At 68.8% G+C, this 13,344-nt stretch carries 10 protein-coding genes; 6 read left to right on the top strand and 4 right to left on the bottom strand.

What is annotated here, in order from left to right:
- Together FSY98_RS10905 and FSY98_RS10900 are read right to left on the bottom strand one after the other, a co-directional pair.
- On the bottom strand, positions 1-3,970 hold a 3,970-nt coding region (locus FSY98_RS10905; protein ID WP_186307625.1), incomplete at its 3' end, for a LamG-like jellyroll fold domain-containing protein.
- Positions 3,971-4,082: 112 nt separating this feature from the next.
- Complete coding sequence (locus tag FSY98_RS10900; RefSeq protein WP_144876526.1) at positions 4,083-4,688, bottom strand: hypothetical protein; 606 nt, start codon at positions 4,686-4,688, stop codon at positions 4,083-4,085.
- Positions 4,689-4,894: 206 nt separating this feature from the next.
- On the opposite strand from FSY98_RS10900, the gene FSY98_RS10895 reads away from it, so the two are divergent.
- The 5 genes from FSY98_RS10895 (at position 4,895) to FSY98_RS10875 (ending at position 9,542) form a co-directional block, all read left to right on the top strand.
- Positions 4,895-5,635, top strand: coding sequence for a CDP-alcohol phosphatidyltransferase family protein (locus FSY98_RS10895; RefSeq protein WP_260857359.1), 741 nt, complete (start codon positions 4,895-4,897; stop codon positions 5,633-5,635).
- The gene (locus tag FSY98_RS10890; RefSeq protein WP_144876525.1) at positions 5,628-6,323 is read left to right on the top strand and encodes a DapH/DapD/GlmU-related protein; all 696 of its coding nucleotides are present in this window, start codon (positions 5,628-5,630) and stop codon (positions 6,321-6,323) included. Before FSY98_RS10895 ends, FSY98_RS10890 begins: the two co-directional genes overlap by 8 nt.
- Before the next feature lie 208 nt (positions 6,324-6,531).
- Positions 6,532-7,530: a glycosyltransferase family 2 protein gene (locus FSY98_RS10885; protein WP_144876524.1), complete on the top strand. Its 999-nt coding sequence runs from the start codon at positions 6,532-6,534 to the stop codon at positions 7,528-7,530.
- A complete protein-coding gene (locus tag FSY98_RS10880) occupies positions 7,527-8,249 on the top strand; it encodes a polysaccharide deacetylase family protein (RefSeq protein WP_144876523.1) in 723 nt (240 codons plus the stop codon). The genes FSY98_RS10885 and FSY98_RS10880 overlap by 4 nt, the downstream gene beginning before the upstream one ends.
- A gap of 12 nt (positions 8,250-8,261) precedes the next feature.
- Entirely contained in the window at positions 8,262-9,542 is a 1,281-nt protein-coding gene (locus tag FSY98_RS10875; RefSeq protein WP_144876522.1) for a nucleotide sugar dehydrogenase, read from the top strand.
- A gap of 71 nt (positions 9,543-9,613) precedes the next feature.
- Here FSY98_RS10875 and FSY98_RS16725 read toward each other — a convergent pair whose 3' ends face one another.
- Both FSY98_RS16725 and FSY98_RS10860 read right to left on the bottom strand, forming a co-directional pair.
- Positions 9,614-11,113, bottom strand: coding sequence for a right-handed parallel beta-helix repeat-containing protein (locus FSY98_RS16725; protein WP_186307624.1), 1,500 nt, complete (start codon positions 11,111-11,113; stop codon positions 9,614-9,616).
- Positions 11,114-11,532: 419 nt separating this feature from the next.
- Entirely contained in the window at positions 11,533-12,750 is a 1,218-nt protein-coding gene (locus FSY98_RS10860) for a glycosyltransferase (RefSeq protein ID WP_144876519.1), read from the bottom strand.
- 121 nt (positions 12,751-12,871) lie between these two features.
- Here FSY98_RS10860 and FSY98_RS10855 point away from each other — a divergent pair, with 121 nt between their 5' ends.
- On the top strand, positions 12,872-13,330 hold the full coding sequence (locus FSY98_RS10855; RefSeq protein WP_144876518.1) for an adenylyltransferase/cytidyltransferase family protein: 459 nt from the start codon (positions 12,872-12,874) through the stop codon (positions 13,328-13,330).
- The last annotated feature ends 14 nt before the right edge of the window (positions 13,331-13,344 follow it).

Here is a 13,344-nt window from a genome sequence, read left to right as displayed (position 1 = left end):
CCGTCGTCGGAGACGTCCCCGACGCCTCCACCCGCACCGTCACCGTCGTCCCAGCCGTCACCGTCAAACCAGACAGATTCTGCGAACCGATCGTCACACCACTGCGCTGCACCTGCAGCGCGGTCGCTCCAGCGGGCGTCACCGACAGTCGGACGCGATAATCGTCGCCGCCGATGCGCCGCGCGATCGCCTGGGCGAACACGCTTCCCCCGGTCGGCACCGCATCGAAGGTCGCATCGACCGTGACCTCCGTCGCCACCGAGGAGACCTCCGTCAGGTACGCCGTGCGCAGGGCGCCGCCGGCCGTCAGACGGAACACGCCCGTTCCGTCGACGCCGTAGCTCGACGCCGAATTCGCCAGCGTCCACGACCCGCCGAGGTCAGCCGCACCCAGACCGTTCGTGACCGAACGGCCGAACGCATCCGTCGCCAGGAGACCCGTCCCGACGGTGATGGCAAGCGATTCCGTCTTGGTGGTGGTCGCTCCCTCGTCGTCGGTGACCGTGAGGGTCACCGAGTAGGTACCCGCGGCCGCGTAGGTGTGCGACGCCGTGACACCGGTGCCGTGCGTGGACGAGTCTCCCCAGTTCCAGTCGTACGACACGATCGACCCATCCGGATCCGACGACCCGGAACCGTCGACCGCGGCCTTCAGTGGCGACAGCACCGACGTGAACGCCGCAGTCGGCGCCGCATTCGCCACCGTCACGACAGACGCCGTCTTCACAGCCGTACCCGCACGATCATCCGTGACCGTCAACGTCACCGTGAACTCGCCGGCCACACCGTACGTGTGCGACGCCGTCGCACCCATACCATGCGCACTGCCATCGCCCCAGTTCCAGTCGTACGACACGATCGACCCATCCGGATCCGACGACCCGGACGCATCCACCGACACCGCCAGCTTCGACACCTGCGACGAGAACTCCGCCACCGGCAGCTTGTTCACCGTGGTTCCAGTGCGCCCCAGGCTGTAATGGTCGCTCACGGTGGTGGCCGAGAGCACGGATGGGTACACCGCGACCTCGTCGATCGTCCCGAGGAACGGATTCGCGCCCGGCCCCCATGAGACGTCGCCGCCCACATGCCAGTACCCGGTGTAGCTCGCGGCGGTCCTGGTCGTGTTGGTCCCTACCGACTCACCGTCGACAGAGAGACGCATCCCGGACGACCCCTGCGAGGCGACCACGTGGTGCCACTGCCCGTCGTTGTAGGCGGTGCTCGATGTGATGCGCACCTGACCGCCGCTCGATACGCCGAAGACGAGCTGCCCCGCGCTGGTCATGTAGACATGACGGTCGTACGTCGAGGAGTTCCCGGTGGCGCTGTTGCCGAATCCCATGATCTTGCCGCCGGCGGTGGAGGTCGTCTTGAACCACGCCTCCGCCGAGTACACGACCGGGTTGACGATCGGCGTCTGACTGATCAGCTGACCGCCTCCGAAGGAGACGGCCGAGTTGTCGACGCCCTGGAGGGCGCCCGTCTGCCCCTTCGTGTTCGATCCGACGAAAGCGCCCCGGTGTCCGGCGCCCGATGCGTCCTGGGCCGACGTGCCCGTCGACTCGCCGAGTCGCCAGAAGAGGGTCGGCGCGGCCGCCACCACCGCAGCCCCGTAGGCGTCGGTCGGCGGGGACTGCACGACCGCACTGCGCCCTGCGGCCTCGAAGTGCTTCGAGACCTGGGCGGCACTCAGCGCCGATCCGTAGACGGCGACCTCGTCGATCGTTCCGGTGAAGTACTGCGCGCCCGACCAGGTGGCATCGCCACCCACACGCCAGTACCCCGAGTACGCCTGGGCGGAGTACGAGTCGGTGCGCTGGCCGACGCGCACGCCGTCGACGTAGAAGGTCATGCCTGCGACCGGATCGAGAGCGGCGACCACATGGTGCCAGGCGCCGTCGTTGTAGGCCTTCGACGAGGTGAGCACGCGCCGGTCGCTCGGGTAGACGCCGAAGTTCACGCGTCCGGCCGTGTCCATGTAGATCGCTCGGTCGTTCGTCGTCGATGACCCGGTCGTCCGGTTGCCGAAGCCGAGGATGCGGCCACCGGCGGTCGTCGTCGTCTTGAACCAGGCCTCGGTCGAGAACGCCATGGGCGCGCGGACGATCTTCTCTGTGGTGGCGTATCCCGTGGTCGAGCCGTTGAACCGTGCGGCGGGGATGCTGGCGGTGGCCAGCGCTCCGTCGACCCCGCGGGTCACGCCGGCGCGGACGGCCAGGGGGGAGTCGCCCGCCCAGTCGTACGACGTCGCGCCGGAGTCGTTGAGCGGCCAGTAGTGCACGGGAGCGTCGGCGAGCACCGTCTGCGAATACGTCGACGCGTTCAACGAGCCGGCCGATCCGGCCGCTGCGGTGATGGTCGTGCTCCAGGCGACGTTGCCCTTCGCATCCTGCGCACGCACCCGATACGTGTGCGTGCTCCCCGGCGCGACACCGGAGTCGACGAACGACATCCCCGGGAGGCCCCAGTCCGCGGGCTTCGAGCGCGCGGTCGTCGTGTGCACCGGCGAACCGTTCACACCGTCGCGGATCACCCGGTATTCCAGGAATTCATTGTCGCGGTCCCAGTTGAGGGGCCAGCTCACCTGCACGGCGCCCGAGGCGATGGGCGCGGCGGTGGGCACCCAGTTGCTTCCGCTCAGACGCGGGCCGTCGGTGTTCGGCGCCTTCTCGGTGGTGGCGAACCGCACCAGCCCCTGCTGCGGCTGATTGTTCACCTTCGTGAACTCGCCCGCCATCACGAGGTAGTCCTTGGTGCCCGTCACGCTCCACGCACCCTGGTTCGCGCCGCTGACGGTGCCGGTGTCGAACGTGGGGTACCAGTGCAGCATCCGAGGTGCGGGGTTCCCGACCCAGTTGAAGTAGCCGAGCGCGAGGCCGTCAGGCGTGGTGCGCTCGACGGCGTTCGCGAAGGCGACGCCCCGGTAGTGCGTCCACGGATCGCTCTGCGGGAACCCGCCGACGATGCTCTCGCAGTAGTGGGAGTGCCCGGCGCCGTACACCACGTCAGCCGTGGGGAACACGCTGTAGCTGTCTCCATGGCAGTCCTCGACCCAGGTGAGATCGCCCGTGGCCCAGTCGCTCTTGAAGATGCCCTCGAGGTTGCCCGCCGCGCGGCCGAACGTATAGCCGGTGCCGTACAGGTGCGTGCCGTCGGTCGAGAGCGACCAGATCGCCCCCTCCTCGCCGCCGTTGCGCACGATGCCGTTCGCCCCGAACGGGAGCAGGCCCCCGGCCCCGGTGTCGACGAGAGCCATGCCGTACCCCGGATTGGACGATCCGTTCACGGTCGTGAAGTGCCCGGCAAGGGCGACCTTCTGGCCGTCGGGCGACACGACGACGTCGTTGCCGCGATTGTCGAGCACCGGCGCCCAGGGCAACAGTGCACCGGACGCCGAGACGGCGGCAGCGCGCGTGCGGTCGTTGCTGGCCACACGCCCGAAATTGCCGGTGAAATAGACGGCCGTGTCTGTGGCGGCGACGCCTCGCACCGAGGCGTTCACGCTGGGGGCCCACGAGGCCACCAGCGCACCCGACGGCAGGTCGAAGGCGGCCACCCGGTTCCGGGTCTGACCGTCGACCTCGGTGAAGTCTCCGCCGATGTACAGGCGGGTCCCGTCCGGCGAGGCCGCGATCGAGTTGATCTGTCCGTTGACGTTCGGCGCGAAAGGCAGCAGCTCGCCCGTGCGCACGTCGTAGGCGAGCACGTTGTTGCGCGCGACCTCGCCGACGCCTGCGGGCGACCCGGCCGGCCGCGCGGTCGTGAACGTCCCGGCCGCGAAGACCGTCTGGCCCACGATCACCTGGTCCCACGCCGCGCCGTTGATCTGCACCGTGGGCAGGGCGTCGGTGGTGACGGTCTTCGGTGTGCGCGACTCGACGGGCGCCGTGTCGGCCGATGCCTCGCCCGGCGCGAGGACCTGGCCCGCGGCGATCAGCGCCGCGACGAGTGCGACGACGGTCGCCACGCGCGGCATGTTGCGCGAGCGCGCGGAAATCCCCAGATCTCCAGCCATAATTCATTCCCCAATGAATTGACACGTCCGTGAAGGACGAGTTCCCCAGAACCTCGTCAACCTGCTAGCTGGCCGGTGCCGCTCCCCTGAACGCCACGTACGGCTCGCCGGTTAACAGATCAAGAGTAACGGTGACATCGGCACGCGCGTCAAGAGGAATCGAGAAAGAATACTGGCCTTCTGCGCTCTCCCCCGGCGCCAGGCTCGCGGGGAGCCCGGTCGCGACGGTGTCGCCGAGCGGAGGGGCAGGGTTCGCATCCTCACCGGATGCGAGGTTCACCGAGGCGCCCCCCAGATCGATCGGCTCGGCCGTGGAGTTGGTCACGCGCAGGAGCACACGGAGGGCCGGGCCGGCGAGGTCGCCGGGCTGCTCGCTCGACGACTCGAACGCCTCCATGGAGACGACCTGCGCCGTCACCCCTTCGACGACGGTGGCCGGCTCATCGATGGGCACCTCGACGGGCGGTTCATCGGACGGAGCGCCGTCGGTCGCGCCGGGGGTCGGCGTCGGGAAGACGGTCGGCGTCGGCGGGACGGACGTCGAGGGTGCAGGCGTCGCCGAGCCGTCGGGCCGCGACGTCTGCGAGGCGACCATCCAGATGACGAGCGCGACGACCGCGATGACGACGACAGCTGCCCCGATGAGCAGGATCTTGCGTGTGCGAGTCATGGGCCCCTCCCCTCGCCTCGATGTCTTCGTCACCTCGGCGTCGGGCAAACTTTACCGCCTGCGAGACGAACCGTCGACGCGTCGGCTAAAGTCGGTGCAACCGCGCGTCACCGGCGGGGATCGGCCCCGGGGAGGTCGAACCGATCGACGCCCCCCGCGGACACGCTGCGACCATCGATCCCCGTCCGCACCCGACCGGAGGACCCATGTCCCAGCCGATGCCCCGCGTCCGTGAGACGCTCGCGTCGCTCAGAGCAGCGCAGAAATCGAACTCCGGCGCCCCGGCGTACTCACGTTTCGTCAACCGGCCCATCGGGCGAGTGTTCGCGGCCGTCGCCTTCTCGTGGGGGCGCACACCCGACCAGGTCACCGCCGTGAGCGCGGTGTTCACGTTCGCCGGCATCGCGATCGTCGCGCTGGTGCCGCCGACGCTGCTGTCGTCGCTGCTCGTCGTGCTGCTGCTCGTGGTCGGCTACGCGCTCGATTCCGCCGATGGGCAGCTGGCACGGTTGCGAGGCGGCGGCTCGCCGCGCGGCGAGTGGCTCGACCATATGGTGGACGCGACGAAGACCGCCACGATCCACCTCGCGGTGCTGATCTGCTGGTGGCGGTTCTTCGACGTCGAGGCGACGTGGCTGCTGGTCCCGCTCGGATTCCAGGTCGTCGCCTCGGTCTTCTTCTTCGGCGTCATCCTCACCGACCTGATCCGCCGAGCGGGCGCCGGAGGCACGACGTCGAAAGCCGCCTTCCGCACCTCGCCCCTGTACGCGCTGATCGTGCTCCCCGCCGATTACGGACTGCTCATCGTCGTGTTCGCGACGCTGTGGGTGCCATGGCTCTTCGTCGCGGTCTACACGGCGCTCTTCGCCGTCAACGCGCTGATCCTGCTCGCGTCGGCGTACCGCTGGCACCGATCCCTGCGCCCGGTCGAGGCCGCTCATGCCTGATTTCTCGGGCCTCCCCGCACGGCTGCTGCGTGGCGCGAAGTGGAGCGCGTACCGCCGCGCCGCCGAGATGGTCGCACGAGGGATGCTGCGCAAACCCTTCCTCGGGGCATCCGGCGGTCCGCTGTTCATCGGACGTCGAGTGCGGATCTCGAACCCCTCCTTCATCCGCCATGCGGGGCGCCTCGTCGTCGAAGACGGGGTCGAACTGCAGGGGCTCTCCAAGAACGGGGTCGTCTTCGGAGCCGAGGTCTCGATCGGCCAGGGCACGGCCATCCGACCCTCGTCCTACTACGGCGGCGAGGTCGGCGAGGGGCTGCGCGTCGGCGACCGGTCGAGCTTCGCCACCGGCTGCTTCATCGGCTGCTCCGGCAGCATCGTCATCGGCGACGATGTGATGCTCGGCCCCGGCGTGCGGATCTACTCCGAGAACCACGTGTTCTCCGATGCGTCGGTGACGATCAAGTCGCAGGGCGTGGAGCGCGGCGCCGTCGTGATCGGCGATGACTGCTGGATCGGCAGCGGTGTCACCATCACGTCAGGCGTCACGATCGGCCGCGGCGTCGTGATCGGGAGCGGCAGCGTGGTGACCCGCGACATCCCCGCCTTCTCCATCGCCGCCGGCAGCCCGGCGAAGGTGATCCGGAGCCGGAAGACCGATGCGGATGGCGTAGACGACACGGTTGTGTAAGCTGAGCGTCAGTCATGGCCGTGGGGACGGAGATGGCTGGGGAACATCGAGGGGACTGGGGATGCCGGATTCGACCGGCGCATCTGCAGGCGCGACCACCATCGCGTCCTGCGATCAGCAGCTCCTGCGTGCCGGAGCACGACGGTCGTCGCGCGCACGGTTCGCCGAAAGAATCTGAATTCGCACGTCGGCTCCGAAGGGGAACCACATGCACGCTGCAGACCATGGGGATCAGGCGACGTCCGGGGACGCCGAGGGAGTGTCGCTCGTCGTCGCCATCCCGACGTTCAAACGACCGGAGCGCCTCGTCCAGACGCTCCGACTGGTGGGGGCCCAGCTCGCACCCCTCGTGGCGGACGGCGGGGTGCGCACGGCATCCATCCTCGTCATCGACAACGACCCGGCGGAGTCCGCACGGCCTTTCGTGGAGGGCGAGTACGCGGGTGTCGCCACGACCTACGTCGCCGAGGCGACCCCGGGGATCCCCGCCGTGCGCAACCGCGCGCTCGACGAATCCACCGCGATCGACCTCCTCTCCTTCATCGACGACGACGAGGTGCCCCTCGAGGGGTGGATCTCGTCGCTGCTGGAGACGTGGGCGCAGTCGGGGCATCCGGCCGCGGTCATGGGCCGGGTGGTCTCGCTCTTCGAACCGGACGCGGATCCGTGGGTGCTCGAGAGCGGACTCTTCCGTCGCCCGGAGCGTCCGACCGGTACCGAGATCTCGGTCGCCGCGACCGGCAACCTGCTCCTGGATCTGAACCAGGTGCGACGCAGCGGGGTCCGCTTCGACGAACGGATCGGGCTCGGCGGAGGCTCGGACACCCTCTTCAGCATGGGGCTGAAGAAGACCGGGGCTCGCCTCGTGTGGTGCAACGAGTCCGTCGCGGAGGACACTGTCGAACCCGAGCGTCAGACGCGACCCTGGGCTCTGAAGCGGTCGTTCAGCCACGGCAACGTGTCGGTGCTGGTGCAGCTGCGGCTCGAACAGCGCGCCACCCGCCGGGCGGTCATCCGCGCCAAGGGCATCGCCGGGGGCGCCGCTCGGATCGTCGCCGGGTATGCGCGGCATCTTCGGGGTCGCGTGACCCGCTCGGTGCGTCACGACGCGCGCGGCCTGCGGTTGGCCTACCGCGGCGCGGGCATGATCTCGGCGAGCGTCGGCCAGGCGTACTCCGCCTATTCCCGCCCCGTCGGCGCACCGTGACCGGGGTGAAGGCCGCCGCGAAGCGGTTTCTGCGCAGCCACGGAGGGCCGCTGGGCTCGATCGTCCGAGTGCGCACGGACCGACCGGAGTTCGTCCTGACCTACGACGACGGCCCCGATCCGACCGAGACCGCTCGGATCCTCGAGGTGCTGAGGGATCACTCGTGCACGGCGACGTTCTTCGTCCTGATGACACGGGCGCGCACCAGTACCTCGCTGCTCCACGAGATCCGGGCGGCCGGGCACGAGATCGCCCTGCACGGCCCCGATCATCGACCGATCTCGCGCCTCGGCTACACGGTGGTGCGCGAGCGGACCAGCGCCGCCAGAGCAGAGCTCGAAGACCTCGCGGGAGTTCCCGTCCGGTGGTATCGACCGCCCTACGGACTGCAGTCGCTGTCGAGCTTCCGGGCCGTCAAGGCCAGCGGTCTCGAGCCCGTGCTGTGGGGGCCGACCGCGTGGGACTCGCGAGAGGCCACGATGGAGCAGAGGATCGCGCGCGCGCTGCGTGGTGCGGAGAAGGGCGCGATCCTGCTCTCGCACGACTCGTACGCGGGGTACGCCGACGGGGGGCGCAGCGATTCGCCGCCGTCCGTCGATCGTCGCGACCTCGCGACCCGCGTACTCGCCGCCTATCGCGAGCGCGGTCTGCACGCGAGAAGTCTCGCCGACGCACTGACGTCCGGCACACCGATCAAGGGAATCTGGTTCACACGATGAAGGGGAGAGCACATGGTTGAGGAGAGCAACCGCACAGCGAAGAAGGTCGTGGTCATCGGACAGGGGTATGTGGGGTTGCCCGTGGCGATGCGCTCGGTAGCGGTCGGATACGAGGTCGTCGGCCTCGACCTCGACCCTCGGCGCGTCAACGCGCTCGGGGCGGGCATCTCGCACGTCGACGACATCTCCGATGAGGAGCTCAAAGCCGCACTGGACTCGGGCAACTATCGCGTCTCGTCGGACTACGCGGATGCCGCCGACTTCGACGTCGCAGTGATCTCGGTCCCGACGCCGCTGCGCGAGACGCTGCCGGACCTCTCGTTCATCGAGAGCGCCGCGGAGTCGCTGGCTCCCCGCCTCACGCGGGGCGCGCTGGTCGTGCTCGAGTCGACGACGTACCCCGGGACGACGCAGGAGCTGCTCATCCCGCTGCTCGAGAAGGGGTCCGGCCTAACAGCAGGCACCGACTTCTTCGCCGGGTACAGCCCGGAGCGCATCGACCCGGGCAACCCGACGTGGGGGTTGAAGGAGACGCCGAAGATCGTCTCGGGCATCGATCCGGAGTCGCTGGAGAAGGTCTCCGAGTTCTACTCCGCCATCGTCGACACCATCGTGCCGGTGAGCTCGCCGAAGGAAGCGGAGATGGCGAAGCTCCTCGAGAACACCTTCCGGCACGTGAACATCGCGCTCGTCAACGAGCTGGCGGTCTTCGCGCACTCGCTCGGAGTCAACGTGTGGGAGTCGATCGATGCCGCGGCCACCAAGCCGTTCGGCTTCATGAAGTTCACGCCCGGACCCGGCGTCGGCGGTCATTGCCTGCCCGTCGACCCGAGCTACCTCTCGTGGCAGGTGCGTCGCAAGCTCGGCAAGAGCTTCCGGTTCGTCGAGCTCGCCAACGATGTCAACGACCACATGCCCGAGTACGTGCTGCAGCGCGTTGGCCGTCGCCTCAATGCGGAGGGCAGCGCCCTCAACGGCGCTCGGGTCCTCCTGCTGGGTCTCGCCTACAAGAAGAACACGGGCGACATCCGGGAGTCCCCTGCGCTGCCGCTCGTGGAACTGCTGCAGGATCAGTCGGCGGTCGTGCACGCCGTCGACGCGCACGTCGAGGACCACCAGTGGCCGCGGACGGTCGAGCGCGTCGACCCCGCAGCGGTGGATTTCCACTCCTACGACATCATCGTGCTGATCACCGACCATGACGAGGTCGACTACCGCGCTCTCGAGGAGAGCGGGGCGCCGGTGTTCGACACCCGCAACCGCCTGCGCGGCCCCGGCATCGAACAGCTCTGAGACGGGAATCGCCCCGGGTCCGGACGAGCCGCACGTGGTGCGGCATCTCCGGCCCCGGGGCGATCGCTTTCTCAGCCGACGGTGAAGGTCTTGAGCGCCTTGCCGCCGACCTCCCAGATGTTCGCGCTGAGGATCGGCGCGCTCGACTGCGGCGCGACGATCGCGCACCCGGCGTAGATCCGGTCCGGACCGAACACGTTTCCGTCGACGACCGGCCGGTTGTTCGAGGCGGTCGACCCGACGTTGATCGTGCAGCCGCCCCCCTGGAGGTAGTTGTCGCGGATGGTGATCGAGCCGAGCTTCGACACGGACGAGTTCTGCGTGACCTGCACTGCGGCGTTGGTCGCGCCCTCCATGCGGTTGCCCTCGAGGAGGATGGACGCGCCGCCCTCGATCTGCACGGAGTCGTCATGCGAGGGTGTGCCGCCGCGCAGCGGATCCTTCTCCCAGTGGGAGTTGTCGTGCAGCCACGAGTCGCGGACCACCACGTCGTTCCCCAGGATGCGGATCGGGTCGACGACGTCGTGCACATTCACACGCACAGCGGTGAAGCGAGATCCGACGATGCCGTTCCATGCCGGGTTCGGCGATGCCGCGTAGATCTCCGAATCCTGGATCGTGAACGGCTGCCCCGAGTTCACGTTCGAGACGAGCCCGATGCTGCGGGCGCTCGTCCCGCCGACGATCCGGGAGTTCTTGATCACGACGCCCGGCGCCTTGATGTCGATGATGCCGCGCACCTCGAGTCCGTCGATGACGGTGTTGGGCTGCGTGACGACGAGGTCGCCCTCGTGAACGGTGAGCTTGACGCCCGCCGGCACTCCCGTGGTCTTGGCCGTCGGGAATCCGGCGCCCGTGGCCGGCGGAGCCGGCGCGGGAGCCGGCGCCGGCGCCGGCGCAGGCGCGGGTGCGGGTGCCGGTTTCGTGGTCGGCTTGGTGGTGGGCTTCGTCGTGGCGGAAGGGGCTGGCGCCGGGGCGGGAGCCGCTTGCGCCGTCTTGACCGACGAGGAGACGACCGTCGCCTGGACGGCGGGCGACGACTTCGACGTGTAGAACGTCACCGCTCCCTTGCCCGCCGCGCGGATCCGAGACGACGACGAATCCTTGACGGAGAGACTGCGGGCGCCGGAGCCGTTGATGCTGGCCTTGGCCTTGATGGTCACGTTCGTGGTCCCCTCGACCTTGAGCCAGAGGGACAGCTTCTGCCCGGCCTTGATCTTCTGAGGGAGCTTCACGTGCTGCGAGAGCGTCGTCTGCGTGAGCGACCGGCCGGAGCCGTTGTTGCGCTTGATCACGACGAGGACGCTGCCGTCGGGGTCGGTGCGGGCCTGCACGACATAGGCGCCGGTGGAGCCGGCACGCAGTTGCGCGGATGTGTAGACCCCGCTGCCGGACCTCGGCAGCGCCTTGAGACTGGTGGCGGTCGATATCTCGGCGTCGCGGACCGAGGAGCCCTTGACGGCGACGGTGGAGAGCGATCCGGGGCGGACCTGGACGGATGTCGCGGCGGCCGCCGGTGCGGGGTGGAGTAGTCCGGCGATCGCGAGCACGGTGGCGAGCAGGGCTGCCATCGCGATGCGCGAGCCGCGGGAGGGTAGGGATGATCGGGTGTGGGGAATGGGGATGTGAGGGGTGTTCATACTTTTCCAGCCGTTGTCGGAAATCCGCGTCGAAGCGCGGGTTGGCGGCTACTGCAGGTCGGAAAAGGCAGTACTCCTGGCATGCACGACCAGGACCGACGACCGGTGGGAGGGTCGTCGCGGGTTGTCCTGGCCAAGTGACGTCATCGGGGAGAGTACGCGCCTTCTCGTATGGGTACTGCTTCGGTCAGCGAACCCCGTCGGTCACCGTGCAGCGGCCCGATCTCTCGGGTCGCTCATCATCGGAACCGACGCAGCTCTGGTCCCTCCCCGGTGGGCACCTTACCCTACCGGCGTGGGAATTCTCCCGAGAGTAGTGGTATCGAGGGATCGACCGGAAGCCCTTGCGCCTAGAGTTCTCCCGGCTTCATGGCTTCTGCGTCGATCGCCCTGATCACGCGCAGAGCTGCGGTGTCGGGCTTCGGCTCGGATGCCGTGTCGCCGCCGCGCACGCGCGTCGGAGCGTAGACGACGAGCGAGTGGAAGAGGAATCGGGCGAAGAAGGCGACGACGAGCGAGAGGCCTGTCGCGAGCACGCTCGAGATGTGCCACGTCTCGACCATGAGCGCCATCACGGGGATGCGCAGCGCCGCCTCGACGTTGTTGAAGCCGAAGGAGGCGGCGAAGCGCAGCCCCAGCCCGCGGGCGTCGGTGCGCATGTCTGCGAACACGAAGCGCTCCTGCAGCAGGAAGTTGCCGATGATCGTGACCTCGGCGCCGATGATCGCCGCCCAGACGTAGGGCACGCCCGCGGTCGTCAGCGCCCACATGATGGCGAGGTTCGCGACGGCTCCGATGACGCCGATGAGCGCGAACAGCGACATCTTCCCGAACCGCAGGCGCGCGAGGTGCGCGATGAACGTCGTGCCCTGACGCAGGCTGGCCTTCGACGTGCCATGACGCCGCTCACCGAACTCCATCGGCACCTCGGCGATGCGCAGGTCGGTGCGAGCGAGGATCTCGAGCAGGATCTTGAAACCCTGCGGCTTCAGCGTCGCGAGGTCGAGGCCGCGGCGATCGACGAGGAAGAACCCCGTCATCGGATCCGTGCTGCGGGCGAGGCGGATCGGGAACATCGCGCGGGTGAGCCAGGTCGCCGCCCGCGAGACCCCGAAGCGCACCGCCGTGCCGAGGCCGCTCGTGTCACCGCCGCCGACGTACCTCGAGGCGGCGACCACGTCGGCGCCTCCCTCAGCGTGCCGGGCGACGAGCACCGGGAGCAGCTCGGGCGGATGCTGCAGGTCGCCGTCCATGACGACGCACAGATCGTATGCCGCGGCCCCCAGTCCGACCACCACCGCGCCGCCGAGACCGCCGGTGTTGTCGTCGCGGTGGACGACGCTGACCGGGAGCGGCGCATCGGCCGCGACCCTGGCGATCTCCGCCGCGGTGTCGTCGGTGCTGTCGTCGACGAAGAGGATCTCCGCGTCGTAGGCGGCGAGCGCGGCGGCGGTGCGTGCGACGAGCTCGGCGACGTTGTCGCGCTCGTTGAACGTCGGCACGATGACCGTGACCGCTGTCTGCACGGGTCCCCCTTCGGCGGCGATGGCTCTCGCTGCGGACTCCATCGTTCCACGGGTTCCTATGCGTGGCGAAACCGGTTCCTGCTACACTGCTCGAATGCGGCTGTGGGAGTCGCTGGGCGGATGGGGATCCGCCTTCTGGGGAATTACTTGATCTGGGGAGATCATGCAGACGCGCATCGGCTATGCCGTTGGTGCCTTCGACCTGTTTCACGTCGGGCATCTGAACCTTCTTCGTCACGCCAAGCAGCAGTGCGACATCCTGATCGCCGGGGTCGTCAGCGACGAGATGCTCCGTCAGGTGAAGGGCATCGAGCCCGTCATCCCGACGGCGGAGCGCGCGGAGATCGTCAAGCACATCTCGTTCGTCGACGACGTGTACGTCGAGACGAGCCCGTCGAAGATGGACTCGTGGCGCGACGTGCACTTCACGCACTTCTTCAAGGGCGACGACTGGCGCGGCACCGACAAGGGCCTGCGTCTGGAGCGGGAATTCGCGCAGGTCGGGGTGGAGGTCGTGTACTTCCCGTACACCGCGCACACCTCGAGCTCGTCCCTGCGCCGCGCGCTCGATGCGATCACCGCTGGAGCATCGGCGCCGGCTCCCGCACTCGCCGGCCTCTGACGACGCCGGTGGCG

Origin of the sequence: Microbacterium sp. 1.5R, from assembly GCF_007667425.1 — a bacterium.
Taxonomy (GTDB): Bacteria; Actinomycetota; Actinomycetes; order Actinomycetales; family Microbacteriaceae; genus Microbacterium.
This window is presented reverse-complemented; position numbering and strand designations above follow the sequence as displayed.